The following is a 26,151-nucleotide window of genomic DNA, read 5'->3' on the forward strand; positions in this document are numbered from 1 at the left end:
GGGCTAGATCGACGAGATGGCGTCGCAGCCCTCTTCCAGCCAGCGGGCGATATCCAGCCGGATGCGCTTCTTGTCCAGCTTGCCGACGCTGGTCTTGGGAATCTCCGCCACCACCGCGATTTGCTGCGGGATAGCCCATTTATTGATCTGCCCCTGCGCGACAGCCGGTTCGAGAAACCGCTGCAACGAAGCCGCATCGAGCGATGTGCCTTCGCGCAGCACCACCAGCGCGAACGGCCGCTCACCCCAGCGCTCGTCCGGCACCCCCACCACCGCTACATCGCGCACCGCCTCATGGCGGCTGATCAACCCTTCCAGGGCCAGCGACGAAAGCCATTCGCCGCCGGTCTTGATGACGTCCTTGATGCGATCACGGATGTCGATGTTGCCCATCTCATCGAGCGTGGCGACATCGCCCGTGTGCAGCCAGCCGCCGGCCCAAAGCTCCTCGCTCTTCTCCGGGTTGCCGGCGTAGCCCTGAGTCAGCCAGGGGGCACGCAGCACCAGCTCGCCCTGGGACTCGCCATCAGCGGGGAGGAAGCTGCCATCGGGCGCCTGGATTGCCGCATCGACCAGTACCACCGGCACACCGGCCTTGAGTCGGTAATTGGTCTGCTCGTCGTCGCAGGCCTGACGCAGCTCGTCGTTAATATGCGCGCCGGAGATCAGCGGGCAGGTTTCCGACATGCCGTAAGCGGCGACCAGTTGCATGCCGCAGGCACGGGCCGACTCGTAGAGCCCACGGGTCAGCGCACTGCCGCCAATGGTGATTTTCCAACCGTTGAAATCCGTGCCCTGCGCCGCCTTGGCATTGAGCAGCATCTGGACAATGGTCGGCACGCAGTGGGAGAACGTCACCTTTTCCCGGCGCCAGAGCTCGATCAGCAATTCGGGGTCATAGCGCCCCGGGTACACCTGCTTGAGGCCCATCATAGTCGCCACATAGGGCAGCCCCCAGGCATGCACGTGGAACATCGGCGTGATCGGCATGTAGACGTCCCCCGCCGCCATCAGCTGGGGGTTTTCGCGGCAGCCGACCGTCACTGCACCGGCCAGGGTGTGCAGCACCAACTGCCGATGGGTGAAATACACGCCTTTCGGGTCGCCGGTCGTGCCCGTGGTGTAAAAAGTGGTGGCCACTGAGTTTTCGTCGAAGTCGGGAAACTCATAGTGCGGATCGGCCGCGGCGAGCAGGCTTTCGTATTCGCCGACGCAATTGGGCAGCTCGCTTGGTTCGCCGCCGGCATCGGTGATCAGCAGGGTCTTTTCGACGGTGGTGAGCTGCCCGGCGATGCCCTGGTACAAGGCCGCAAATTCGCTGTTGACCAGTACGAAGCGATCCTCGGCATGGTTCATGGTGTAGAGAATCTGCTCCGGCGACAGCCTGACGTTGATGGTGTGAATCACCGCCCCGATCATCGGTACCGCGAACATGCATTCGAGATAACGGTGGCTGTCCCAGTCCATGACCGCCACCGTGTCGCCCGCCTTGACGCCTGCGGCCGTCAGTACATTGGCCAGCCGGGCAATGCGTTGGTTAAGGGTACGGTAGTCGAAGCGCATCTGATCGCGATAGACGATCTCACGGGTACGCTCGTAGCGCTGACCTGATAGCAGCAGGCTCTTGATCAACAGCGGGTACTGGTAGGCGTTCGCGGCGGGTTTGATCACTCGGGTCTGCAACATAGGGCTTCCTATTATTGATGTTATGAGTTCCACACCGGGTGCCAGGGCCGCGCCAACGGGACGCTGAATGACCCCGACAACCGGCCCGTTCGGTCGCTGGACTGCCGCGTCTCACCCACACCGCAGGCAAGCGATCAGGCGATTTCGCTTGCCGCCAGGCGGACGCCAAGGCCAATCAGTACGGCACCGGTGACGCGGTCGAACCAATGCCCCATGCGCGCAAAACCCGCTCTTACGCGCTCACGACTGAACAGCCAGGCCACCAGGCAGAACCAGACGCCGGTGGCGAACGCAAGATATAACCCATAGCCGGCCTGAACCGCGAGCGGGGTATGGGGGTCGATAACGACTGTGAATAACGAGAGAAAGAACAGCGTGGCCTTCGGATTGAGGCCATTAGTGACGAATCCCATGGTGAAAGAACGGCGCCACGACGGCGCGTCCTCGCACCCGGCTCGACGCAGATCGCCGACCGCCGCGGGTTTCGCTCGCAAGGCCTGAATGCCGAGATAGAACAGATAGCCGGCGGCCAGCCACTTGAACAGGTTGAACAGCACGATCGACTGCGAGACGATCAGCCCGATTCCGAGCAACGAATAACCCACGTGGAGCAGGATGCCGCTACCGACACCGATGGCCGTCCAGCTGCCGCTGCGCTGACCGCGGGCCACGCTTTCCCGAACGACCACCGCAAAATCCGGTCCGGGGCTGGCCACGGCAAGCAGGTGAACCAGCGCCACGGTAAAAAATTCCATCCAGTACATCTACCGACTCCGTTATTTCCAGGGGCGGGACCTCCGCCCAACGATTCATACGAGTAAAGTCCATGAGCAACCGCCGCGCCGTATTCCTCGACCTCTTTCCGCTAGACCAGGGTGACCTGGACCTGACGCCGCTGCAATCGGCCTTCGACGACCTGGTTTGCCATGCCCAGACCAGCGTCCCTCAGATCATCGAGCGGCTGCAAGGTGCCGAGATCGCCATTGTCAACAAGGTCGCCTTGAGCGATGCGGTGTTCGCCGCCTGCCCGGACCTGAAGCTGATCCTGGTGGCCGCCACTGGCGTCAACAACATCGACCTGGAGGCGGCGAAACGGCGCGGCATCGTCGTCTGCAACTGCCAGGCCTACGGCACCGCAACCGTCGCCCAACACACGCTGATGCTGCTGCTCGCGCTCGCCACACGTCTGCCCGACTATCAGGGGGCCGTCGCCCGCGGGCGCTGGCAGGAAAGCGGACAGTTCTGCCTGCTGGATTTTCCGATCATCGAGCTGGCTGGTAAGACCTTGGGCGTGCTCGGTCATGGCGAATTGGGTGGCGCGGTCGCAAGACTGGCTGAGGCGCTGGGTATGCGCGTGTTGACCGGCAACCTGCCGGGGCGCCCGGCTCGCGACGATCGCCTGGACCTCGACGCGCTGCTCCCGCAGGTCGATGCCCTGACGCTGCACTGCCCGCTGACCGAGCACACGCGCAACCTCATCGGCGCGCGCGAGCTGCGGATGATGAAACCGTCGGCATTCGTCATCAATACCGCCCGCGGCGGCCTGATCGACGAGCAGGCATTGGCCGATACGCTGCGCAGCGGCCATCTGGGCGGCGCTGCCACCGACGTGCTCACCAGCGAGCCGCCGAGCAACGACAACCCGTTGCTGGCGGCAGACGTCCCGCGTCTGATCGTGACGCCACACAGCGCCTGGGGCAGCCGTGAAGCACGCCAGCGCATCGTCGTTCAGCTGCGCGAAAACGCCGAGGCTTTCTTTGCCGGCGCGCCGAAGCGGCAGGTCGGCTGACGCATCGCCCTCCGGCTGCTAAGCTCGCCAGCTTTTGTCCCGGGGGCATCATGGATCCGCGAAGCGAAGTACTGCTGCGACAGGCCGAACTCTTCGGCGGTGACCTGCTGCTGGCCGGCTTGCCGGCCGATGACCTGCTCGGCCAGCTGCCCGCTGCCAGCGGCTGGAGTTGGCACGCCGGCGAGCAGCAGGCGTTGCAAGGCCGCTTCGCCGGGCGCTGTGCATTCGGGGTCGAACCGCCCGCGGCGCCGTTCGATTCCGCTGTGCTGTTCCTGCCAAAGTCGCGAGAGCTGACCGATTACCTGCTCGGTGCCCTGGCCGCCAGACTGTCGGGTCGCCAGCTCTACCTGGTAGGGGAAAAACGCGCCGGGGTCGAGCGCGCCGCCCGGCAGCTGGCAGGCTTTGGCGAGCCTCGCAAGCTCGACAGCGCGCGCCACTGCCAGCTGTGGCAAGTCCGGGTGACGAACAGCCCACCGGCCCCCGAGCTACAAACCCTTGCGCAGCATTTCGAATTGCAACTGGCCGACGGCCCATTGCGGGTCGTCAGCTTGCCCGGAGTGTTCAGTCACGGCCGCCTCGATCGCGGTACCGCCCTGCTGCTGGAACAGCTCGACGCGTTGCCAAGCGGCCGCCTGCTGGATTTCGGTTGTGGTGCGGGAATCATCGGCGCATCCCTGAAACGCCGCTATCCCGATAGCGAAGTGGTACTGCTGGACGTCGATGCATTCGCCGTCGAAAGCAGCCGCATGACGCTGGCGGCCAACGGTCTGGATGCACAGGTCATCGCGGGCGATGGCATCGCCGCGGCACCCGACGGCTGCGCCGCGATCATCAGCAATCCGCCGTTTCACCAGGGCGTGCACACCCACTACGAAGCCAGCGAGACCTTGCTCGAGCGCGCCGCCAGCCATCTGCGCCCAGGCGGCGAGCTGCGCCTGGTGGCCAACGCCTTCCTCCGCTATCCACCGCTGATCGAGGCCCACCTGGGGCCCTGCGAGACGCTCGTGCACGCCGACGGCTTTCGCATCTACCGCGCGCAACGCAACTGATCGATTCCCGGCCACGCTTGCACAATGCGCCACGCTTGGGCAAACTCGCCGCCGTCCTGGGGGAGTAGTCTCCGGCGAGCGCGCTGCTCGCCCGGCCTGCATCAACATACTTGGTCCACAGACCATGGTGCATGCGACCCGCGCAACCGGCCTCGTCGGCTCGCGCTCGGTTTGACAAGACCCATGACACGTACACCTGACCCGGGGCGGGCAGGCAGTGCGTGTCATGGTGATTCTGTCGACCCGCCCCTGCAAGGAAGTCCTTTGGAATCGTTCTACATCCCCACCCTGATCGTTGCGCTTGCCGAAATCGGCGACAAGACTCAGCTGCTCGCCCTGCTGCTGGCGGCCCGCTATCGGCGTCCGTTGCCGATCATCTGGGGCATCGTCGTCGCCACACTGGCCAATCACGCGGCTGCGGGCGCGGTGGGCAACTGGGTGTCGTCGCTGGTCTCTCCCAGCGTTCTTAGCTGGATTCTGGCCGCCTCGTTCGCCGCCGTGGCGCTGTGGACGCTGGTCCCCGACAAGCTCGAAGAAGACGAAGCATCGCGTGGCCGCCGCTTCGGCCCCTTCGTCGCGACCCTGATCGCCTTCTTCCTCGCGGAGATGGGTGACAAGACGCAGGTCGCCACCGTCATGCTCGCGGCGCAATACCCCGACTTCATGCTGGTCATCATCGGCACGACGCTGGGTATGCTGATCGCCAACGTACCGGTCGTGCTGGCCGGCAATTTCGCCGCCGACCGCATGCCGCTCACGCTGATCCGGCGGATCGCTGCGATCGGCTTCGCCGCCCTCGCCCTGTATGCCGTGTACCAGGCGTTGCAGCTGAGCGGCACGCTTCCAGTCTGATACACAGCGCAAATTGCCACTTTCCCGGTGCTGTTAGAGTGCGCTTTCCACCGCATTCTGGCGGCACTCGAGGGGAGCAGGCGGCATGTCACCGGATGAACGAAAACGGCGGGTTCGGCAGCACATCGACCTGAGCTGGAGCAAGGGTCGACTGGCGCTGGCCGAACAGCTGCAGAGCCGATATTTCAGTTACAAGAGCTCATTCGTCGCGCAGCCGGTCAACAGTGCGGGCTTCGGCCTGATCGTGCGGGAAATTCGCCAGGCGATGCCCGACCTGGAAGTGGTGGTGGACGATTGCCTCAGCGACGGCAACCGCGTGGTGACCTCGAGCACCCTGTTCGGCACCCTGGTGAAGCCGGCGTTCGGTCATCCCCCGACCGGCAAGATCCTCACGGTCGCCGCGATGTCGATCTGGACGCTCAACCCTGGCGGCGACATCGAGGAAATCAATACGCTGTTCGATCTGGAAAGCGCCCGCAAACAGCTGGGCATGGATACCCCCATTCCGGTCACGCTGCCGCCGACCTGAGCGGACGGCAGCAGCGCTCGGCCTCAGCGGTTCTGCTGATACAGCGGCATCACCTTCGGGATGGCGGCCTGCAATGCCTGCGTACGGCTGCTCGATGAAGGGTGGGTGCTGAGAAACTCCGGTGGCGCCGAACCGCCAGCCGCAGCCATCTTCTCCCAGAGGCTGATCGCCGCGCTCGGGTTGTAGCCGGCGCGGGCGGCCAGCTCCAGTCCGATCAGATCGGCCTCGTTCTCATTGTTGCGACTGTTGGGCAGCGTCATCAGATACTCGACGCCCATGTTGGCCAGCTGCAGACTGCCGTCTCCGACGCCGAAGGCCGAACCGATCTGCGTCGCCATCTGCACACCGTAGGCCTTGGACATTGCCTCACGACCATGCTCTCGCAGCGCGTGGGCGATTTCATGGCCCATGACTGCGGCGATCTCGTCATCGGACAGCTTCAGCTTCTCGATCAGCCCCGTATAGAAGATGATCTTGCCGCCCGGCCCACAGTTGGCGTTCAGTTCCGGGCTGTCGATCACGTTGACTTCCCAGTTCCACTGCGCCGCATCCGGACGGAAAGCCGGCACCTCGGCAATCAGTCGCTGGGCAATGGTGTTGACGCGCTTGCTCACAGCGCTGCTCTTTTCCAGCACACCTTTCTTCGACGCCTCGCTGAGCGTTTGCTGGTAGGACTGGGCGTACATCTGATTGACCTGCTCGGTCGACAGCATGCTGAACATGTACTGTTTGCGGTCGACCCCGACTGCGCCGCCACTGGTGGTGTTGGTCGCCTGGCAACCGACGAGCGCTGAGGCCGTCAGCAGAAACACTAATGAATGCGGCTTGAACATGTCGCGTCTCCCATGAATTCTGCGCCGTATGCTAGAGCGAGCCCGCGCGCCGGGCAACCGGCGGCTACCTGCGCTCAGGCGAGCGCGCGATCATCACCTAGTTCGCCGGCGTCAGGCATTCCGGCGCGTCCAGCTTGGGATCGTTGACGAGGGTTGCCAAGGGGCGTTCACGCAGCCCCGGTTGCGGTGCGGTCAGCAGCGCCTGCAGCACATCGACAGGCGTATGCGGATCGAGCCAGGCCGTCATGCCCGCCTGATCGAGCAACAAGGGGCGGCGCTGGTTCGCCGCCGGCAGGGTCACGACGGCCGCGCTGAGATAGGTATGTCCCTGGACCGGATAGGCCTCCCAGAGCGCGGCGAAGTAGATCAGCGAGTCCGCGCCGGTCATCCAGTACGGCCGCTTGCGTGCGGTGCCCCGCCACTCGTAGAAGCCATTGGCAGGCAGGACGCCACGACGCAAGCGAAAGGCATCGCGAAACATCGGCTGTTCGGCCAGCGTCTCGGCACGCGCCTGGGCCGGTGTGCAGGTGAAATCAGTGAGCCAGGCCGGCGTCAGACCCCAACGGACACTGCTGAGCTGCAGCTCGTCGTCGACCTGCCGCAGCAGCAACACCGAGGCGCCGGGCGCCAGGCTCCAGTGCGGTTGCTGGTCAGCGGGGAATCCGGATAACGCGGCGAATGCCGGGCTCCAGCGAAACAGGGCATAGCGGCCACACATGGCAGAACTCGTAGACGGCGGATCGAAGGGGACGCCCATCGACGTCAGCGGCAGGCTCATCCGCCCATATCAGCAGATGAGTTCGCCCGGATAGCTTTCCGGCTCGTCGCCGGGCAAAGGTTCGGCGCCATTGTACTCGGCGATCAACTCACGTGCGCGCCCGGCCTGCTCATCGGCGACCATCAGCCCGAGTAGACCGGCAGCCGGCAATTCGCCCACGGCACCGATCAGATGGCGTCCGGTGAGGTACGCCTCGATGCCCTCAGCGGCCAGCATGCCGCGCAACATCTCCGCCTCGAGCAGATCGCGAGGCTCGTAAATGCGCTGCATCTACTCATCCTCCCTTAGCACGGCGAGCTGCCAGTCGACACCGTCGGTTTGCAGATCGAAAACGATCGGCCGACAACAGACCGGGCAGTCCTCGATGTAGCGCTGATCGCCGCCACTCAGATCGAGCATCGCCTCCACCCCCTCGCCGCAATAGGGGCATTGATAGTCCTGTGATTCCAGCATCAGCGTCTCCCACGTGACTTGCCGCTATAATCGCCCATCTGAGTCCTTTGACTTTCCGGCGAACGCTTCCCGTCGGAACGGCGTCGTTCGACGCTTGGGCGAGCCTCGCGCGTATGACCGCGCCGAACTCGACGGCCTCATCTCCGACCCCACCTAGCGGGGCTATTAAGTTGTTTCCCTTACAGAGAGCATGATGGACGAATTCGAAGCCATCCGACCCTATTCCGACACAGAAGTCCCTGCCGTCATGGCGCGTCTGTTCGCCGACCGGGAATTCCTCGATATCTTGGCGCATTTTCGCTTTCCGCGACTGGCCGGCCCGATGGGCTGGATGCTTAAACCTCTTATAGCGCAACGTCTACGACGCGAGTTCGCCAGTATTCACTCGGTCGACACGCTGCAAGCGCGGATCGAGATGTACCTGGACCGCACCATCGAACGCGCCACCGACGGCATCACCTATTCCGGGCTGGACAAGTTGCAGCACGGTTGCGCCTATCTGTTCCTGGCCAACCACCGCGATATCGTGATGGATCCGGCTTTCGTCAACTATGCGCTGTATCAGGCCAGAATGCGCACGCCGCGCATCGCCATCGGCGACAACTTGCTGCAGCGTCCCTTCGTCAGCGACCTGATGCGGCTGAACAAGAGCTTCATCGTGCGCCGCTCTGTGACCGGCAGACGCGAGAAGCTGGCGGCCTACCAGCTGCTGTCCGCCTACATCAACCACTCCATTCGCAACGACGGTGAATCGATCTGGATAGCCCAGGCCGAGGGCCGCGCCAAGGACGGCGACGATCGCACCGACTCGGCGATCCTAAAAATGCTGCACATGAGCCGCAAGGACGAGCCTTTTGCCGAAGCACTGGCAGCGCTGCGGCCGACCCCGGTGTCGATCAGCTACGAATACGATCCGTGCGATCAGGCCAAGGCGCGCGAGCTCTATATCCGCGCCACGACCGGCACCTATACCAAGGCACCGGGTGAGGACGACACCAGCATCGCGCTGGGCATCACCGGTTACAAAGGCCGTGTGCATGTCAGCTTCGGCACGCCGATCAGCGAGATTCCGGACGACCCCAAACAACTGGCCACGGAGATCGACCAGCAGATCCTCGGCGACTACCGGCTGTTTCCGGTCAATTACCTGGCGTATCGGATCTGGGACGGACGCGATCCGGCGCTGCCGGTACCCGAGCTTGCGCAGCTGTTCAGCCAGGAGGAGATCGGCCGAGCCGAAGCCGAATGGGGCAAGCGCCTGGCCGCCTGCCCGAGCGTGCAGCAGCCCTACCTGATCCAGCAATACGCCACACCGGTGCGCAACCAGCACCGACTGAAGGCTGGCTTGAGCCTCTGAGCGTCAGCGCGGCCGTGGTGGCTCAGATCAGCTGGGTAAAGGAGGACAGCAGCCAGGCAATCGCCAGGCTGCTGAAGCCGATTCCGTAGAAGCATCGATCGATGCGCTGAGTCGCCATCGCGTAAGCCTGTCCGAACCTCGCTTCGCGGCGATCGACCGGCGCCAGTTGACTCGCCAGCTGCTGGCGCCAACGGGTAGCCAACAGCAACCAGGCGCCGCCGAGCGCGATCAGCAGCGCCATCGAATTGAGTAAAGGGCCAAGTCCGACAAGCCCAGCGATGTTGATCTGCAATGACACCCGAACCTCCACAAGGCAGAAAAACCCGGGCCTTGGCACGGCCACGCGAGTGGCTGCGGAGTCTACCGAAGCGAGACGCCCCGTTCAGCACTTCCCGACCAAACGGACACCCACCGAGAGATGGCAATTTGCCGGGTATTTACGCCATTTATGCAGATAGGCCCCGTCTCGTTTGTTGACTTATAGTCCGCCGCAGCTTCACCCTCATCGTCTCGAACATCCGAAATAGAGCGTGCGCCTGGCTTGAGCCAGCAGGCGGGACTGCCGTGGAGTCGAGCAAAAGGCGCTTGTCATCGCTGCGTCTGCGGCAGTCACGGCCTGCATGGCCCGCTTGCCGCTCTCGTAGAAGCCGCCACCTGCGAGCAGGCGTCAGTTACCGAGTATCAACAGGATCGAATAATGAACAAGAAGACGTTGAAGACGGGGGCACTCACACTCTCTTTGCTGGCAAGCGCATTGCTGGCCAACGGAGCCATGGCAGCCGTATCCGAGTCGGAAGCCGCCAAGCTGGGCGACAGCCTGACGCCGGTTGGCGCCGAGAAGGCAGGCAATGCGGCCGGCACCATCCCAGCCTGGACCGGCGGTCTGCCAACCGATGCTGCCGGTGTCAGCGAGGACGGTTTCGTCAATGATCCCTTCCCGGACGAGAAACCGAAATTCACCATCACCGCGCAGAACTTCGAGCAATACAAGGACAACCTGAGCCCCGGCCAGATCGCCATGCTCAAGCGCTATCCGGATACCTACCGTCTGCCGGTCTTCGAAACCCACCGCAGCGCGGCGGTACCTCAGCGGATTTACGACGCGGCGAAGAAGAACGCCACCCAGACTAAGCTGGCTGGCGGCGGCAATGGGCTGGAAAACTTCGATACCGCCATCGCCTTCCCGATCCCTCAGAACGGTCTGGAAGTCGTCTGGAACCACATCACGCGCTACCGGGGCGGCTCGGCCCGTCGCGTCGTGGCACAGGCCACGCCACAGGTGAACGGCAGCTACAGCCTGGTCAAGTTCGTCGACGAGGTGGTCTATACCGACACCCTGCGTGACTACGACCCGCAGAAGCACGGCAATGTGCTGTTCTACTTCAAGCAGCAGGTCACCGAGCCGTCACGCCTGGCCGGCAACGTGCTGCTGGTTCACGAGACGCTCGACCAGGTGAAAGAGCCACGCATGGCGTGGATCTACAACGCCGGCCAGCGTCGGGTTCGCCGCGCCCCGCAGGTAGCTTACGACGGTCCGGGCACGGCAGCCGACGGGCTGCGCACCTCCGACAACCTGGACATGTTCAACGGCGCACCGGACCGCTATGACTGGAAGCTGGTGGGCAAGAAGGAAATGTACATTCCCTACAACGCCTATCGCCTGGATTCGCCGAAGCTGAAATATGACGACATCATCCGCGCCGGCCATATCAATCAGGACCTGACTCGCTACGAACTGCATCGGGTTTGGGAAGTCGAGGCGACGCTCAAGACCGGCGAACGACACATCTACGCCAAGCGTCATTTCTTCATCGACGAGGATACCTGGCAGGCTGCGGTCATCGATCACTACGATGGTCGCAACACGCTGTGGCGCGTGGCCGAGGCGCACTCGGAGTACTTCTTCAACGTGCAGGTACCGCTGTATTCGATGGAAACCCTGTATGACCTGGTCTCCGGCCGCTACCTGGTGATGGGGATGAAGAACGAAGAGAAGAATCCGTACGTCTACAACTACGAAGCCAACTCCAATCAGTACACCCCGGCGGCGCTACGCAACTCCGGCGTGCGTTGATCCTCGAAGCAAGCCCTGCCCGCCGGGAGCGTGCTTTTCCCTCGGCGCAGCGAAGCCTCTGATGGCAAATAAAAAACCCGCAGCGATGCGGGTTTTTTGTGCAGCTAGCAGTTGCGCAGGTCGTGTATTACTGGCCCAGCACCTGACCGATGTTCTGGTCGCGGAACACTCGGCTCAGCGCGTCACTCAATACCTCGCTGACCAGTTTGGTGTTGGTCTGCTCGTTCGGTGCCATGCCGAACCGCTGGTCCAGCGACGCGCCGTAGCGTCCCGTGTAACGCCGCCCGCCGTTCTGCACCTCGATACGGAACGTCGCGCCGATGGTCGCTTCGGTGACATAGAGCCCTTCCTTCGGCGACTGGTACTTCAGCTCGGCCAGGGTCAAGGTCAACTGCGGAGCGTTGTAGGCATTGGGCGACGGGGTGAAACCAAGCAGGCGAACCGCGGCTTCGGCCTGCGCCTGCAGCTTGGGCACCACCTTTTCCTTCGGCACGATCACCGCGCTGGTTTCCGGATACAGGCCGCCTCGGGTGCCCAACGTCGTGGACGGACGGCCATCGACCACCCGCACCGATACCGGTTGTCCCTGGCCGACCGGGTTGATCGTGCCGGTGATCTTCGGAGTCGGATCGAGCTGTTGGGGGCTGTGGGCGCAACCGGCCAGCGCCAGTGCCGACACCGCGGCGAAGCTGAACAACAGGCGTCTCAGCATGCTGTTTTTCTCCAGATGAGGGATGAATGGCGCGCAGTATAACCAGCACCGCAAGCGCCTGACAGCAGTCGCGCTAAAGACCCGTTCGGCACCGACAACGTTCCCTTCATCGAACGGTAACCACAGCGTGGGATAACGCCTCGACGTTCTCAGGAGTTATCTCATGTCCTTGCTGACCAGGCTTTTTTCGCGGCCGGTGCGACGCCATTACGCGCTGCTCGACGAACAGCAACGCTGCCGCATGCTACTCACCGCCACCGAACGCCCAAATGGCGAACGCTGGGTGGAAATTGGCGAGGCAAGCCTTGGCATGCTCGGCCAGCCCCTGGCGCATGCGCCACGTCCCGACCTCACGTCCAACGCGGCATAAAAAAACCGCGCGACCCGTGAGGGCGGCGCGGCTTTCGACACCAGGAGCCAGGCTTAGTCCGCCAGCCCCAGGCGCTTGTCCACCAGAGCCGTCACCTCGCGGTAAGCCGCGGCATCGGTTTCCAGCACTTTTTCGCGAGCCGGGAAGATCTCGCCCAGCTTGCGGCTCCAGGCCTCGCTTTTCGCCTGCTCAGGGAAGCAGCGCTCGATCAGGTCGAGCATGATCGATACGGTAACCGAAGCCCCCGGCGAAGCACCGAGCAGCGCGGCAATCGAGCCGTCCTGAGCCGACACCAATTCGGTACCGAACTGCAGAATGCCGCCCTTCTTCGGGTCCTTCTTGATGATCTGCACGCGCTGACCCGCGACTTCCAGGCGCCAGTCTTCGGCCTTGGCTTCGGGGTAGAAGCCGCGCAAGGTTTCCAGACGATCTTCCATGGATTGCCGCACTTCCTTGATCAGGTAGCGGGTCAGGTCCATGTTGTCGCGCGCGACGGCCAGCATCGGCTTGAGGTTGCCCGGGCGGATCGACAACGGCAGGTCAAGCGGCGAGCCATGCTTGAGGAACTTGGTGGTGAAGCCGGCATAGGGCCCGAACAGCAGCGATTTCTTGCCGTCCACGACGCGTGTATCCAGATGCGGCACGGACATGGGCGGTGCGCCCACGGCAGCCAGGCTGTAGACCTTGGCCTGGTGCTGCTTGACGATCTCCGGGTTGTCGCAACGCAGCCACTGGCCGCTGACCGGGAAACCGCCGTAGCCCTTGCCTTCCTCGATGTTGGACATCTGCAGCAGCGGCAATGCCGCGCCACCGGCGCCAAGGAAGACGAAGCCGGCGTCGAGCTGGCGGTTGGAGCCGTCGCGTGTGTTCTTGATCTCCACGCGCCAGCCTTTGCCATGACGCTCGAGTCCGGTGACCTTCTGGAAGTACGACAGCTTCACGCCCGGCTTGCTGGCGAGATAAGCGAGCATCTGGCGGGTCAGTTCACCGAAGTTGACGTCGGTACCGTTCAGTGCGCGGGTCGCTGCGATCGGCTCGTCGGCGGGACGACCCGGCATCATCAGCGGCATCCACTCTTCCATCGTGGCACGGTCTTCGGTGTAGACCATCTGTTCGAACGCGTGATGCTTGATCAGGGCATCGAAGCGGCGCTTGAGGAAATCGATGTTCTTCGTGCCACGCACGAAGCTCAGATGCGGCACGGCATTGAGGAAATCACGAGGGCTGCCGAAGCCTTCGCGTCCCGTCAGGTAGGCCCAGAATTGTTTGGAGACCTCGAACTGGGTGTTGATCGTCACCGCTTTCTTGATATCGATCGGACCGTCTTTGTTGTCCGGGGTGTAGTTCAACTCGCACAGCCCGGCGTGACCCGTTCCGGCATTGTTCCAGGGATTCGAGCTTTCGACGGCCCCGGACTCCTGCAACTCGACGATTTCCAGCTTGATGTTGGGATCGAGCTCCTTGAGCAGTACGGCCAGAGTCGCACTCATGATACCGGCTCCCACCAGCACCAAATCCACGGCTTCGCTATCGTGTTGCGTCATCAACGCGTTCTCCAGAATCACAGCATTAAACTGTCACGACCGCAGTACGCGATCGTGTAGAACCACCAGCCAGGCGGCTAGAAACGGAGGGGTCTCTATACCGCTGCTCGGGCTTGTGCCCGAAGGTCGGCCCCGAAGATGCCGGCCCGCTGTCGGGAGAACGGCTTTTGGCCTTCTCCCTCTCGCTCCGAGGCTTCCCGGAGCAGGGCGACAGGCCTGGGCTCAACGGGACAGGTGCAGCGAGAAAATCAATTGTGGCTGCCGGTCGTGAGGACGTGCAGCCATTGCAACGGGTATCGCAGCCTCGGCAGTTACCTCGCCGAAGCCAAAGCACTCAACCGCGAGCGGCTTCGATCAGTTCGATGTAGGGCTCGGCCTGACGCTGGTCGACCACCAGCGCCACGAAATCGCGCCCTTGTGCATCCTTGGCGTTCAGGTCGTATCCCGCTTCGACAAAGAACCGGAGAAAACGCTCGAAATCATCCACACGCAAACCGCGATAGGCCTTGATCAGCTTGTGCAGCGATGGCGGCGTGTCATCGCCCGGCTCCGGCTCGAGAAACAGCTTGATCGCGTCATCGCTGATGTCCTCACCGATCACCTTTTGTTTGTCTTTACGCATGGTTTCTCCGGTCCGACGGGCCTTACGGGGGCGGCAGTTTACTCTGCGAGGCCAGCGCACTCAACGCGCCAGAAGGCCTTGCGACCAAGGTCGTACGCGAAAATCTTCGATTTGCCCTCGATATTGCGCCAGGACAGGCTTCTACTTCGAGGCCGAGCCTATACTGGCGCTTTGCGCACAAGGAGTGTCTGGAATGAAGCTTCCGCCGTTGTTCGCCGCCTGGCGCCAGACCCTGCGGGCGGGCTACGGAGGCCGTGAACTGCGCGGCGACCTGGTAGCAGGCCTGACGGTCGGCATCATCGCCATTCCGCTGGCCATGGCCCTGGCGATCGCCGTGGGCGTTGCGCCGCAACATGGTCTGTATACGGTGTTGATGGCCTCGCCGCTGATTGCGCTGACCGGGGGCTCGCGTTTCAACGTGTCGGGGCCGACCGCCGCGTTCGTGGTGATCCTGCTGCCGATCACTCAACAGTTCGGCCTCGGCGGCCTGTTGTTGTGCACCATGCTCGCCGGGCTGATCCTTATTGCGCTGGGTCTGCTGCGCGCCGGCAAGCTGATCGCCTTCGTGCCCTATCCGGTCACCCTGGGCTTTACGGCCGGCATCGGTATCGTCATCGCGACCCTGCAACTCAAGGATGCGTTCGGGCTCACCTTCGCCACACAACCACAGCACTATCTCGACCAACTGAGCCAGCTGGCCCGGGCGCTGCCTGCCATACAGCCCGGCGATACGCTGGTCGCCGGGCTGTGCCTGGCCGTGCTGATTATCTGGCCGCGTCTGGTACCGAAGGTCCCGGGGCATCTGGTCGCGTTGGTGGTCGGCGCGCTGGCGGCGGTGGCACTGGAGACGGCGGGCCTGCCCGTGGCCACGCTGGGTGAACGTTTCAGCTACAGCGTCGACGGCGTGGCGCACCCCGGCATTCCGCCGTTGCTGCCCGACTTCGCCTGGCCCTGGCTGCTGCCTGGCCCCGACGGCCAGCCGCTGACGCTGAACTTCGAGCTGTTTCACCAGTTGCTCGCGCCGGCGTTCGCCATCGCCATGCTCGGCGCCATCGAATCGCTGCTCTGCGCGGTGGTCGCCGACGGCATGACCGGCAGCCAGCACGATCCCAACGCCGAACTGCTCGGTCAGGGCATCGGCAATCTGGTCGCGCCGCTGTTCGGCGGCATCACCGCCACCGCAGCCATTGCCCGCAGCGCCACCAACGTGCGCGCCGGTGCCAGCTCGCCCCTGGCCGCCATCATCCACGCCGGCGTCGTGCTGGTGGCGATTCTCTGGCTGGCGCCCTTGTTCAGCTACCTGCCGATGGCCGCGCTGGCGGCTCTGCTGATCATGGTGGCCTGGAACATGAGCGAAGCCCCGCACGTCATCAGAACGCTGCGCATCGCGCCGCGCAGCGATGTGCTGGTGCTGCTGACTTGCCTGGTGCTGACGGTGCTGTTCGACATGGTCCTGGCGGTCGGGGTGGGCCTGCTGCTGGCCGCCGGGCTGTTCATCAAGCGCATGAGCGAATTGACCGACACCACCGCCCTGTCCCGCCGTCAGCATCGCCTGCTGGAGGATCTGCCCGAGCATGTCGCCGCCTATGCCATTCGCGGTCCGCTGTTCTTCGGCGCGGCGGAGAAAGCGCTGGGCGTGCTGCGGCGCTTCAACCCGCAGGTGCGGGTCGTGATTGTCGATATCAGCGGGGTGCCGATGATGGACATGACCGCTCTGGCGGCTCTGGAAAACGTCCTGCTCGACTACCGCAAGCTGGGCGTTGCGCTGATTCTCAGCGGCAGCAGTGCCAGGGTCCGGCTCAAGTTGCGCCGGGCCGGCATCCATCGACTCGAAGGGCAGCTGTATTACGTGCACGATCTCGCCCAGGCGCGCACCAAGGCCTTGTGCCTGTGGCCGGCCGATGCCGCCACGAGCAGCGCGACCGCCTGACCCGAACCACTGGCCAACGGAGGCGCGGCGTTCGCGCCCCGAGTGCGGCTTCAACCGGCGTGCTTTTGCAGGTTGGCCATCATTTCCTTCAGCGCTTCCATGTTGTCGGCCGGATGCGCGGCATTCTCGAAATCGCAGATCTGCTGCCAGTTGGCCGCGACGTCCTCGGCATCGAAACCGGCCTTCGGATCGAAGCCCGCACCCAGGCTGCGCTCCCAGCGCACCTTGCCCATCCAACCGCCGCCCACTTCGAACAGGCCGGACGTTTCCTGGCATTGCTCGCTGGCCAGGTACACCACCAGCGGGCTGACCAGTTCAGGCTTGAGCTGTTCGAAGACTTGCGGAGGGATGAGGCCTTCGGTCATTCGCGTGCCGCCGGTGGGCGCAATGGCGTTGACCAGGATGTTGTTCTTGCGGCCTTCCAGCGCCAGGGTGCGGGTCAGGCCATACAGGCCCAGCTTGGCCATGCCGTAGTTGGACTGGCCGAAGTTGCCGTAGATACCGGAGGTGGATGCGGTGAAGATCACCCGACCATAACCCTGTTCGCGCATATGCGGCCAGGCGGCGCGGGTCACCTTGTAGGCACCTTCGACGTGCACCCGGTAGACCAGATCCCAGTCGGCGTCTTCCATCTTGTGAAAGGTCTTGTCGCGCAGGATGCCGGCGTTGTTGACCACCACGTCGACACGACCGAAGGCATCGAGTGCGTGCTGGACGATTTTGTCGCCATCGGTCACCGAGTCGTGGTTGGCGACCGCAGTGCCGCCAGCCTGACGAATCTCCTCCACCACGCGATCGGCTGCCGAGCTGTTGGCACCTTCGCCCTGAGCGCTACCGCCGAGATCGTTGACCACCACTTTCGCTCCGTGCCGGGCGAACAGCAGCGCATGGGCGCGACCGAGACCACCACCGGCGCCGGTCACGATTACCACTTTGTCTTCGAAGCGGATGGCTTCACTCATCGGATATCCTCCAGCGGTTTTTTGATTGGATGCATTGCACGCGATTGGGCGAGTGTCGGCCAGGCCACCCTCACTCACAATCAAACCGCCACGAATGAATGCCCCGGCATAAGGCTGCAGGATGATGTCGAGTCGGACGCCGAGGCACGCGCCGAAGCGGCCCTCGGCTCGCCGGTGATCAGCCCAGCACCGCGCGGGCGTAGTCGGTGATCAGCCGCGGCAGGTGCTCCAGCGACTCGGTGCACTGCGCCGCGCCAATCTGAAGGGCTTCCTTCGGCATGCCGAACACCACGCAGCTGGCCTCGTCCTGAGCCACCGTACGCGCACCGGCCTCACGCATGGCCAGCAGGCCGCGGGCGCCGTCGTCACCCATGCCGGTCATGATCACACCCAGGGCGTTATGTCCGGCATGACGGGCGACGGAGCGGAACAGCACGTCCACTGACGGCCGGTGCCGGTTGACCGGTGGTCCGTCGAGCACCTCGACGAAGTACTGCGCGCCACTGCGTTTGAGCTGCATGTGCTTGCCGCCCGGCGCTACCAGCGCCAGTCCGGAGCGCACCCGATCCAGATGGCGGGCCTCGCGCACTTCGATCTGGCAGAGGCTGTCGAGCCGCTGGGCGAAGGCGGCGGTGAATTTCTCCGGCATGTGCTGGACGATGACGATGCCCGGCGAATCCACGCGCAGCTGCTTGAGCACCAGCTCCAGCGCCTGGGTGCCGCCGGTCGATGTGCCCAGCGCGACGACACGGTCGGTGGTGGTCAGGGCGCTGGCAGCCGGCTCCGCCGGGCGCGCGGGGGACGCGGGGGACGCGGCCGGCGTGCTTCGTGCGACGGTCACCCGTGGACGGGTCGCGGCCGCCTGCTGGATCTGCCTGATGAGGTCGCTGGAAAGCTGCAACAGGCTGTCTTTCAGGCCGAGCCGCGCCTTGGTGAACACGCCCACGGCGCCTGCGGCAAAGGCTTCAAGAGTGATGGCCGCGCCCGCCTCGGTCAACGTCGAACAGATGATCGTCGGCGTCGGGCGCTCGGCCATCAACTTACGCAGAAAGGTGATGCCGTCCATGCGCGGCATCTCGACGTCGAGCACCAACACATCGGGCCAGTTGCGCTGCATCTTTTCCAGCGCGAACAGCGGATCGGCGGCTTGCCCGATCACCTCGATGTTCGGGTGGTTTTCCAGACAGGCCGACAGCACCTGACGCACCAGCGCCGAGTCATCGACGATAAACACCTTGATCATGCGGTGCCCTCCAGCAGGGTGGCCGCAGCGAATGCCTGGCACGCCAGGCGCCCGTCGCGGCCGTCGAGCGTCAGGCGTCGATAGCCCAGGCCGCCAAGTTGTTGGTCATCGACACGCCAGCCGAGCCGAGCGAACTGCTCGCGGGCAAAGGCGATGTTTTTCAATCCGATCTGCAAACTGCCTGACCGGCCAGGCTGCAGGCAGGTGCCGCCGCCGTAGATGCCTTTGCGATAGTCAGCAGGCGCCGTGCGGTGGCGGACCATATCCTCTTGCAGGCGAGCGAACACCGCCTCGCCACAGCGCGTGTCGTCCTGTGCAAAGGCGCCGCCAGGCACCACGAAATGGCTCACGGCAAGCAGCTGACGGCGCGGATGCCACAGGACGACGGCCACGCACGAGCCGAGCAGCGTCACCACCGGCTCGGGATGCTGGCCGAACAGGTATTGGCCGGGCAGGAGAAAACGGGGCGCGTTCATAGGCGCTGAAAGACCGAGGGCGCCACGCTGCGCAGTGGCAGCCCAAAGCCATGCAGGCTTTCCGCATGGCCGATGAACAACAAGCCGCCCGCGCGCAGCCGTTCGATCAGGCGGGCCACGATGGCGCGTTTGTCCTCGGCACTGAAATAGATCAGCACATTGCGCAGGAAGATGACGTCGTGGCTGCCGACATCATCAGGCAACGGCCGCATCAGATTGAGCTCGCGAAAGCGCACCCGTTCGCGCAAACCCTGGCCGAGGCGAAACGCGCCCTCGTGATCACCGATGCCCCGCAGGCAGTGGCGCTTGAGCCAACCGGACGGGAAATTGCTCGATTCATCCATCGGATAGATTGCCGCCTGCGCCTTTTCCAACACCGTGCGGCTGAGGTCGCTGCCGAGGATCGACCAGTCCGCCGACCCGTGCTCGGCCAGCACCATGGCGAGGGTGTAGGGCTCTTCGCCCGACGAACAGGCAGCGCTCCATAGGCGCAGCGGCTCGCGCCGGCCCTCCAGCCAGCGAGCGAGAAACTGGAAATGCTGCGGTTCGCGGAAGAAGTAGGTTTCGTTGGTGGTCAGCAGGTCGATTACCAGCCGCTGCTCGGCCTGCTTGGTCGGATCCCTGAGCAACATCAGGTAGTCGCGGTAGCTGCTCAGGTTCAGTGCGCGCAGCCGGCGCATTAGGCGACCGGCCACCAGCGGCCGCTTGCTCTCGCTCAGATGAATGCCCGACGCCTCGACCATCAGTTGCTGCAGGAAGCGGAACTCCTGCTCGCCCAGCACCGGCAGGCTCGACGTCGGCATGCTCAGCTCGCCTGCGCCATCGCCTGGCTGAGCTGCAGGATGTCGTCCAGCGACAATACCTTGCGCACGTCCAGAATGATGGTGAAGCCGCGTTCGTCACGCGCCATGCCGGCAATGAAATCCGTGCGGATCCCGGCGCCGAACGCCGGCGCGGGCTCGACATCGGCGCCCTGGATATCCAGTACCGCGTCGACCGCGTCGACCACCAGGCCGATGCGTTGCAGCGAATCATTCAGGTCCAGCTCGATGATGACGATGCAGGTCCGCTTGCCCGGCACCGTGCGCTCCATGCCGAAGCGCGCCGCCAGGTCCAGCACCGGCACGACGTTGCCGCGCAGGTTGATCACCCCGTGGATGCACGCCGGCATCATCGGCACGCCGGTGATCTGCCCGTACTCGATGATCTCGCGCACCAGCTCGATGGGCAGCGCGTAGCGTGCCTGGCGCACCCGGAACGACAGGTGCTGGATGTCAGCCGGCGCGGTGCTGGCGGCACCGCTTACCTGTGGAAGATTCATCTTCGCCCCCTTAGGTGAAGCTGACGAACTGGCCGTCGTCGGCCATGACGGACGGCTTGCGGATGCTGCGCACCGAGCGATTGCTGGGCTTGGCGCTGGGAGCGGCTGGCTGGCGACCGAGGCCCTGAGCCGCGACATCGCGCGCATCGAGCCGGAAGAAGCTGATCAGTTCCAGCAGCTGCGAGGCCTGGGCGTTCATCTCTTCGGAGGTGGCCGCCAGCTCCTCGGACGCCGAGGCGTTCTGCTGGGTGATCTGGTTCATCTGGCCCATGGCGATGTTGATCTGCCCGGCACCGGTGCTCTGCTCTTGCGAAGCGGCGGTGATTTCCTGCACCAGGTCCGAAGTTTTCTGAATGTTTGGCACGATGTCGTCGAGCAGGCGACCGGCCTGCTCGGCCAGCTCCACGCTGCTGCCGGCCACGCCGCCGATCTCCTGCGCGGCCACCTGGCTGCGCTCGGCGAGCTTGCGCACTTCGGCGGCCACGACCGCGAAGCCCTTGCCATGATCACCGGCACGCGCGGCCTCGATGGCGGCGTTGAGCGCCAGCAGGTTGGTCTGGTAGGCGATGTCGTCGATGATGCCGATCTTGTCGGCGATCTGCTTCATGGCCACGACCATGTCACGCACCGCACGGCCGCCAGCCACGGCATCGTTGGCCGCCTTGCCGGCAATGCTGTCGGTGATCTTCGCGCTTTCGGTGTTCTGCGCGATCGAGGCGGACATCTGCTCGACCGACGCGGTGGTCTGCTCGACGCCTGCCGCCTGCTCGCTGGCCGCCTGGCTCAGCGATTGCGAGGTGGCACTGACTTCCTCGGACGCCGACGACAAGGAATCGGCGGCACTGCGTACGTCGCCCATGACACTGCGTAGACGCTCGGTCATGTTCTTCATCGCGTTGAGCAGCTGGCCGGTTTCGTCCTTGCTGTCGACCTCGACCTGAATGCCTAGGTCGCCGGCAGCGAGCGAGTCGGCTACCGACACCGCACGGTTGAGCGGCCGGGTGATGCTGCGGGTGACCAGGATGCCGATGCCGAAGCCTAGCACGGCAGCGATGATCACCAGGCCGATCATCTGGGTCCGCGAACCCAGGTAGATGCCAGTGATCTGCTCGTTGGCTTGCTTGGCGTTGACGACCTTGCGCTCGACCAAGGCGGTCAGCAGATCGTCGGCCTTGTTTCCGGTCTCACGCAGTTTCGGCAGCATCCCGGTCAGCTCGTCGGCCGGACGCACCTCGCTGGTCGCCTCGCGCAGCTTTAGCACCTGCTCGACGATTTGCACATAGGCGGCCATCGGCTCGCTGACCCCTTCGAACTGGGCGATGCCCTCGGGGGTCACGAAGCTCGAGCGCGTCAGCTCGATGTACTCGTACATCTTCCTGATCGCATCACGGGTCTGGCGAATGGCGAAATCGCGCTCTTCCAGACTGGTGGCCAGCAGGCTCGAGCGCAGGCCACGGCCAACATAGATCAGCTGCACGTTGGCCGACTGGATGTTGTTCAGTGACATCATCTCGCGGTCGTACATCTGGTCTGACAGCTCGTTGACCTGCTCGAGGTTGCGAATGCCCAGCAGCCCCACGGCGACGGTGAGCGCCACCACTATCAGGAAGCCGGCGATCAGGCGCGCGCCTATCTTGAAGTTACCGAACATGTTCATGGGTGTTTCTCCTTACTGGCCTGCGAGGTCCTGGCGGGATGGGCTGATGCGCTGGGCAGCAGGATTCGCGTCGACGTGGTTTTGCAGGTAACGGAACAGACTGGGAATATCCAGGATCAGGGCGACCTGCCCGGTTCCCAGGATGGTGGAGCCACCAATGCCTTGCAGGTGCTGGAACAGCTGCCCGAGCGGCTTGATGACGGTTTGCAGTTCACCGTGAAGGTGATCGACGATCAGCCCGGCCTGCTGCCGGCCCTGGCTGACGACAATGATGTTGCGCCGTTTGCCTTGGCTTTCCGGCAGGTTGAAGTGCGCGGCCAGCGACAGGCAGGGCAACGGCTTGCCGCGCAGATTGAGGTAGCCGTAGGCGCCGGCGCTCAGCTGCTCGGTATCCATCTCCAGGCACTCGGTCACCATGTCCAGCGGGATCACGAAGTAGTCGTCGCCGAGGCTGACGAGGAACCCGTCGATGATCGCCAGCGTCAGCGGCAAGCGGATGCGGAAGGTGCAGCCCTGCCCCTCTTTTGAATCGATCTCGATGGTGCCGCGCGAGGCATCGATGGCGCTGCGCACCACATCCAGCCCGACGCCGCGGCCGGACAGGTCGGAAACGCTCTCGGCGGTGGAGAACCCGGCGGCAAATATGAGTGCCTGGATATCGGCCTCGGGCAGATTCGCCTGGGCATCGATCAACCCGCGGGCGATGGCCTTTTCCCGGATTCGCGCGGTGTTGAGGCCGCGCCCGTCGTCGGCGACTTCGATCACGATCATCCCCGACTCGTGATAGGCATCCAGGCGCAAATGGCCCTCGACCGTTTTGCCGGCAGCGATACGGCCGTCGGCCGACTCGATACCGTGGTCGATGGCGTTGCGCACCAGGTGCGTCAGCGGGTCGGCCAGCTTGTCGATGACCGCCTTGTCGAGTTCGGTGTCGGCGCCACGGATCTCCAGGCGAATATCCTTGCCCAGCTGCTGGCTGACGTCGCGCACCACGCGCTGGAAGCGATTGAAGGTGTCGCCGATTTCGATCATGCGCAGCTTCAACGCCGCCTCGCGGATCAGCTCGACGTGCTGGTTGACCGTCTGGCTGCTCTCGATGCAGCTGGCATCGCCATGCGAGCGGGCACGCAGCTGCGCGCCGGCGGCACTGATGACCAGCTCGCCGACCAGATTGATCAGCTCGTCCAGCTTGTTGGCCGCTACGCGGATCTGGCTGCTTTCCTGGCTGCGCTTCTCACGCGCCACCTGCTGCTTGGCCAGGGCGGCGTTGACCACCTGCGGCGCAACGATGCCCTCGTTGACCAGCACGGTGCCCAGCGGCGGCTTGACCTCGACCGTTTCGGCAGCCTGCAGGGCCAGGCCTTCTTCGAGTTCGCGCTCGGTCAGCAGACCACTGGCAACCAGGATTCGGCCGATCTGTGCATCGTCCTCGGGCAGGTCGTGGATCAACTGCAGGTAGTCGTCCAGCTCGCTGGTCGGCGGCAGGATACGCAGGGTGCAGAAGTCCTCGATGAACTCGAAGACTTCCTCGATCTCGGCCTTGCCGGCCGGCGTGCACAGCGCGATTTCCAGGCCGAGGTAACAGCTCTCCGGCTGCAGCTCGGCCAGCGGCGGCAGTGACTCGGTGACCGTCTGCAGATGCAGGATGTCGCCCAGGCGACTCAGAAAGCGCACGAACGAACTGGGTTCGAAACCGTTGCGCAGCAGATCGGGGTGAAAGCGCAGCGAAATATGCCAGGCGCCATCGGCGTCGCATGTGCTGCAACGCTCCAGGCGTCCACGGCTGCAGCAACTGTCCTCGGGCAGCATGACCACTGGAATCTGCTGTGGCTGGGGCGCGGCCCCCGTGCAAGTGGCCAGCTCGGCCAGCAGCGGCTGCTGGCGGCTGTCGTCGACCAACAGCTCGCCCTTGTCGGTGTCGATCAGCTCGATCATCGCGCTGATCTCGTCCAGGCAGCGCAGCATCAGCGAGATCAGTGCCGGCGACAGGCTCTGGGCGCCGTCACGCACCGCCATCAGCAGGTTTTCCAGGTGATGGGTGAAGCCCACCAGCGGCGCGAGCGAAAACAGCCCCGCCGAGCCTTTGAGCGTGTGCATCGCACGGAACAGCCCGTTGATCGCCTCGTCGTCGGTCGGGCACTCGTCGAGCTGCAGCAGGTACTCTTCAGCCTGCTTGGCCAGGTCGCGGGCCTCGTCGACGAAGCTCAGCAACAGCTGGCTCCATTGTTCGCCATCAAGCATCACGGTTTCCTTTCAGCGATGGGCCAGTAGGACATCGGGGTACAGGGTTTCCAGGCGCAACAGCTCGAGCACCTCGGTCACCCCGGCGGCCGGGCCCTGCACCTTCAAGCTGCCGCCAGCGGCCTCGAAATGACGCTGGGTCGCGAGCAACAGCTGCGCCCCGGCGGTGTCGAGTTCTTCCAGCGCTTCGAGATCGAGCAGACAGGGGCTCGCATCGGTCTTGCCCAGCATGCCGAGCAAGGTCGTGTGCGCCTCGCCCACCTCGTAGATGGTCAGGCTGCCGGACAGGCGAAGCCGGGCTGGCTCAACGCTGCGGTCGTAGTTGATTTCGAGCATGTCAGCCGACCAGCTTGTCGACAGCGGTCAGCAATTGCTGCGGCTGGAACGGCTTGACGATCCAGGCCTTGGCGCCCGCGGCCTGGCCTTCGGCCTTCTTGCCCTGCTCGCTTTCGGTGGTGAGCATGACGATGGGCGTGAAGCGGTAGGCCGCGTTGGCCTTGACCGCCTTGACCAGGCCGATGCCATCGAGGTTGGGCATGTTCACGTCGCTGATGATCAGATTGATCTTCTGCCCGTTGAGCTTGGTCAGCGCGTCCTTGCCATCGACGGCTTCGATCACCTGGTGGCCCGCACCGGTGAGGGTCATCTTCACCAACTGACGCATGGAGAGCGAGTCGTCGACGATGAGAATGGTCTTGGCCATGTGTTGCTCCTGGTTGAATCGAGTGTTGAATCAGAAAAAGGTCACGTCGTCGCCGGAGCTCTTGCTGCGGGCCTTGCCGTGACGCTCCTCGTCAGTGGTGAAGTGCTGGTGCAGCTCGCGCAGCCAACGCTGCGGGTCGTTCACCCGGTCGTCGCCGGCACGCACGGCCTGGTCGAGCCGCTGCATGTCGTGTTGCAGGTGATCGAGCATCTGGTCGGTGCGGTCCTGGAACTGCAGGTGAACGACGATCTCCTCGATGGTCGCGCGGGTGACGCGGGTCTCCTGCTGCAGCTGCAGCGAGGTGACCGAAAGCTCGTTGAGGCTCTGCCCCAGGCCCTGCATGACGTCACCGGCGACGCTGTCGAGGTAGCTGAGGTTGTCGCGCTCGCTGGTGGTCAGCTCGTCGGCGGCGGTCACGGTGGCGCGGATCGCCTGGTTGATCTCGCTGACCTTGTTGCCCATCCGCTGGCCGGTCTCGGCTGACAGGGTGGACAGCTTGCGCACCTCGTCAGCGACCACCGAGAAACCACGGCCGTAGTCGCCGGCACGGGCCGCTTCGATAGCGGCATTGAGTGCGAGCAGGTTGGTCTGGCTGGCAATGTCCTGGACGTGCTTGGCCATGGACTGCAGTTCGCTGGCGTAGCTGTTGAGGTCGGAGATGGTGCCCAGCAGCTCGGCCTTGCGACCGCTGGCGGCGTGAAACGCCGACGTCACTTCGTTCAAGCGGTTCTGGGCCTGCCGCAAGCTGCTGGCCATGCCATCGCCACCGAGCACGCTGTCGGAATTGCTCAGCGTCTGGCCGAGACGATCCGACAGCCCGGCGAAGTGCTCGAACAACTGACGCACGCTGTTTTGCTGGATGTCGCGCACCTGCCCGAGGTTCTTGTCCCAGGTCGGCAACACGGCATTGAGCAGCGGTTCGACCGCTGGGGCGGCAGCTGGCGGCGCAGCCACCGGCTCGGGGCTGGCC

At 64.1% G+C, this 26,151-nt stretch carries 28 protein-coding genes and 1 riboswitch; of the genes, 8 read left to right on the forward strand and 20 right to left on the reverse strand.

Annotated elements, in window-relative coordinates; translation table 11 throughout:
- Positions 1 to 3: 3 nt before the first annotated feature.
- Complete coding sequence (locus KCX70_RS17135; RefSeq protein ID WP_212618246.1) at positions 4 to 1,686, reverse strand: fatty acid--CoA ligase; 1,683 nt, start codon at positions 1,684 to 1,686, stop codon at positions 4 to 6.
- A 134-nt stretch (positions 1,687 to 1,820) separates the two neighbouring features.
- Positions 1,821 to 2,450 (reverse strand): LysE family translocator, encoded by a 630-nt coding sequence (locus KCX70_RS17140; RefSeq protein WP_212618247.1) that lies wholly within the window; start codon positions 2,448 to 2,450, stop codon positions 1,821 to 1,823.
- A gap of 62 nt (positions 2,451 to 2,512) precedes the next feature.
- Between KCX70_RS17140 and KCX70_RS17145 the strand changes: the two genes are divergently transcribed.
- The 4 genes from KCX70_RS17145 (at position 2,513) to KCX70_RS17160 (ending at position 5,905) form a co-directional block, all read left to right on the forward strand.
- Complete coding sequence (locus KCX70_RS17145) at positions 2,513 to 3,475, forward strand: 2-hydroxyacid dehydrogenase (protein ID WP_212618248.1); 963 nt, start codon at positions 2,513 to 2,515, stop codon at positions 3,473 to 3,475.
- A gap of 50 nt (positions 3,476 to 3,525) precedes the next feature.
- Complete coding sequence (locus KCX70_RS17150; RefSeq protein ID WP_102853621.1) at positions 3,526 to 4,524, forward strand: class I SAM-dependent methyltransferase; 999 nt, start codon at positions 3,526 to 3,528, stop codon at positions 4,522 to 4,524.
- 47 nt (positions 4,525 to 4,571) lie between these two features.
- Positions 4,572 to 4,686, forward strand: a riboswitch (yybP-ykoY riboswitch).
- A 102-nt stretch (positions 4,687 to 4,788) separates the two neighbouring features.
- The gene (locus KCX70_RS17155) at positions 4,789 to 5,376 is read left to right on the forward strand and encodes a TMEM165/GDT1 family protein (RefSeq protein ID WP_102853622.1); all 588 of its coding nucleotides are present in this window, start codon (positions 4,789 to 4,791) and stop codon (positions 5,374 to 5,376) included.
- Between the two features lie 85 nt (positions 5,377 to 5,461).
- A complete protein-coding gene (locus KCX70_RS17160; RefSeq protein WP_021205895.1) occupies positions 5,462 to 5,905 on the forward strand; it encodes an ester cyclase in 444 nt (147 codons plus the stop codon).
- A 23-nt stretch (positions 5,906 to 5,928) separates the two neighbouring features.
- Here the strand turns inward: KCX70_RS17160 and KCX70_RS17165 are convergent, their stop codons facing one another.
- From KCX70_RS17165 to KCX70_RS17180, 4 genes are all read right to left on the reverse strand, one after another.
- Positions 5,929 to 6,738: a M48 family metallopeptidase gene (locus tag KCX70_RS17165; protein WP_212618249.1), complete on the reverse strand. Its 810-nt coding sequence runs from the start codon at positions 6,736 to 6,738 to the stop codon at positions 5,929 to 5,931.
- 97 nt (positions 6,739 to 6,835) lie between these two features.
- The gene (locus KCX70_RS17170) at positions 6,836 to 7,456 is read right to left on the reverse strand and encodes an SOS response-associated peptidase (RefSeq protein WP_102853624.1); all 621 of its coding nucleotides are present in this window, start codon (positions 7,454 to 7,456) and stop codon (positions 6,836 to 6,838) included.
- 69 nt (positions 7,457 to 7,525) lie between these two features.
- Positions 7,526 to 7,786, reverse strand: a complete 261-nt coding sequence (locus KCX70_RS17175; RefSeq protein ID WP_021205893.1) for a DUF2007 domain-containing protein — start codon at positions 7,784 to 7,786, stop codon at positions 7,526 to 7,528.
- A complete protein-coding gene (locus KCX70_RS17180; protein WP_021205892.1) occupies positions 7,787 to 7,969 on the reverse strand; it encodes a CPXCG motif-containing cysteine-rich protein in 183 nt (60 codons plus the stop codon).
- A 193-nt stretch (positions 7,970 to 8,162) separates the two neighbouring features.
- Here KCX70_RS17180 and KCX70_RS17185 point away from each other — a divergent pair, with 193 nt between their 5' ends.
- Entirely contained in the window at positions 8,163 to 9,326 is a 1,164-nt protein-coding gene (locus KCX70_RS17185; protein WP_207765197.1) for a 1-acyl-sn-glycerol-3-phosphate acyltransferase, read from the forward strand.
- Positions 9,327 to 9,348: 22 nt separating this feature from the next.
- Here KCX70_RS17185 and KCX70_RS17190 read toward each other — a convergent pair whose 3' ends face one another.
- Positions 9,349 to 9,624: a hypothetical protein gene (locus tag KCX70_RS17190; protein WP_102853626.1), complete on the reverse strand. Its 276-nt coding sequence runs from the start codon at positions 9,622 to 9,624 to the stop codon at positions 9,349 to 9,351.
- Positions 9,625 to 10,023: 399 nt separating this feature from the next.
- On the opposite strand from KCX70_RS17190, the gene KCX70_RS17195 reads away from it, so the two are divergent.
- Complete coding sequence (locus KCX70_RS17195) at positions 10,024 to 11,400, forward strand: DUF1329 domain-containing protein (RefSeq protein WP_021205889.1); 1,377 nt, start codon at positions 10,024 to 10,026, stop codon at positions 11,398 to 11,400.
- Between the two features lie 127 nt (positions 11,401 to 11,527).
- Here the strand turns inward: KCX70_RS17195 and KCX70_RS17200 are convergent, their stop codons facing one another.
- Positions 11,528 to 12,112, reverse strand: coding sequence for a YajG family lipoprotein (locus KCX70_RS17200; protein WP_212618250.1), 585 nt, complete (start codon positions 12,110 to 12,112; stop codon positions 11,528 to 11,530).
- 163 nt (positions 12,113 to 12,275) lie between these two features.
- Here KCX70_RS17200 and KCX70_RS17205 point away from each other — a divergent pair, with 163 nt between their 5' ends.
- On the forward strand, positions 12,276 to 12,482 hold the full coding sequence (locus KCX70_RS17205) for a hypothetical protein (RefSeq protein WP_102853629.1): 207 nt from the start codon (positions 12,276 to 12,278) through the stop codon (positions 12,480 to 12,482).
- Positions 12,483 to 12,535: 53 nt separating this feature from the next.
- Here KCX70_RS17205 and mqo read toward each other — a convergent pair whose 3' ends face one another.
- On the reverse strand, positions 12,536 to 14,026 hold the full coding sequence (gene mqo / locus KCX70_RS17210; protein ID WP_249121658.1) for a malate dehydrogenase (quinone): 1,491 nt from the start codon (positions 14,024 to 14,026) through the stop codon (positions 12,536 to 12,538).
- 334 nt (positions 14,027 to 14,360) lie between these two features.
- A complete protein-coding gene (locus KCX70_RS17215) occupies positions 14,361 to 14,648 on the reverse strand; it encodes a PA4642 family protein (protein ID WP_021205885.1) in 288 nt (95 codons plus the stop codon).
- A 193-nt stretch (positions 14,649 to 14,841) separates the two neighbouring features.
- Between KCX70_RS17215 and dauA the strand changes: the two genes are divergently transcribed.
- Positions 14,842 to 16,578 carry a C4-dicarboxylic acid transporter DauA gene (gene dauA / locus KCX70_RS17220; protein WP_212618252.1) on the forward strand — a complete coding sequence of 579 codons (1,737 nt, stop codon included), beginning with the start codon at positions 14,842 to 14,844 and terminating at the stop codon, positions 16,576 to 16,578.
- 50 nt (positions 16,579 to 16,628) lie between these two features.
- Here the strand turns inward: dauA and KCX70_RS17225 are convergent, their stop codons facing one another.
- From KCX70_RS17225 to KCX70_RS17270, 10 genes are all read right to left on the reverse strand, one after another.
- Entirely contained in the window at positions 16,629 to 17,540 is a 912-nt protein-coding gene (locus KCX70_RS17225) for an SDR family oxidoreductase (RefSeq protein ID WP_212618253.1), read from the reverse strand.
- A gap of 178 nt (positions 17,541 to 17,718) precedes the next feature.
- On the reverse strand, positions 17,719 to 18,783 hold the full coding sequence (locus KCX70_RS17230) for a protein-glutamate methylesterase/protein-glutamine glutaminase (RefSeq protein WP_212618254.1): 1,065 nt from the start codon (positions 18,781 to 18,783) through the stop codon (positions 17,719 to 17,721).
- Entirely contained in the window at positions 18,780 to 19,259 is a 480-nt protein-coding gene (locus KCX70_RS17235; protein WP_212618255.1) for a chemotaxis protein CheD, read from the reverse strand. The genes KCX70_RS17230 and KCX70_RS17235 overlap by 4 nt, the downstream gene beginning before the upstream one ends.
- Entirely contained in the window at positions 19,256 to 20,062 is an 807-nt protein-coding gene (locus tag KCX70_RS17240) for a CheR family methyltransferase (protein WP_212618256.1), read from the reverse strand. Before KCX70_RS17240 ends, KCX70_RS17235 begins: the two co-directional genes overlap by 4 nt.
- Before the next feature lie 2 nt (positions 20,063 to 20,064).
- Positions 20,065 to 20,580, reverse strand: coding sequence for a chemotaxis protein CheW (locus KCX70_RS17245; protein ID WP_212618257.1), 516 nt, complete (start codon positions 20,578 to 20,580; stop codon positions 20,065 to 20,067).
- Between the two features lie 10 nt (positions 20,581 to 20,590).
- Complete coding sequence (locus KCX70_RS17250; protein ID WP_212618258.1) at positions 20,591 to 22,237, reverse strand: methyl-accepting chemotaxis protein; 1,647 nt, start codon at positions 22,235 to 22,237, stop codon at positions 20,591 to 20,593.
- A 12-nt stretch (positions 22,238 to 22,249) separates the two neighbouring features.
- Entirely contained in the window at positions 22,250 to 24,478 is a 2,229-nt protein-coding gene (locus KCX70_RS17255; protein WP_212618259.1) for a chemotaxis protein CheA, read from the reverse strand.
- Between the two features lie 12 nt (positions 24,479 to 24,490).
- Positions 24,491 to 24,814, reverse strand: coding sequence for an STAS domain-containing protein (locus KCX70_RS17260; RefSeq protein ID WP_212618260.1), 324 nt, complete (start codon positions 24,812 to 24,814; stop codon positions 24,491 to 24,493).
- 1 nt (position 24,815) lies between these two features.
- Positions 24,816 to 25,181 carry a response regulator gene (locus KCX70_RS17265; RefSeq protein WP_021205875.1) on the reverse strand — a complete coding sequence of 122 codons (366 nt, stop codon included), beginning with the start codon at positions 25,179 to 25,181 and terminating at the stop codon, positions 24,816 to 24,818.
- Positions 25,182 to 25,211: 30 nt separating this feature from the next.
- Entirely contained in the window at positions 25,212 to 25,937 is a 726-nt protein-coding gene (locus tag KCX70_RS17270; RefSeq protein ID WP_249121746.1) for a methyl-accepting chemotaxis protein, read from the reverse strand.
- Between the last annotated feature and the right edge of the window lie 214 nt (positions 25,938 to 26,151).

This window comes from Stutzerimonas stutzeri, from assembly GCF_018138085.1.
GTDB lineage: Bacteria > Pseudomonadota > Gammaproteobacteria > Pseudomonadales > Pseudomonadaceae > Stutzerimonas > Stutzerimonas stutzeri_AI.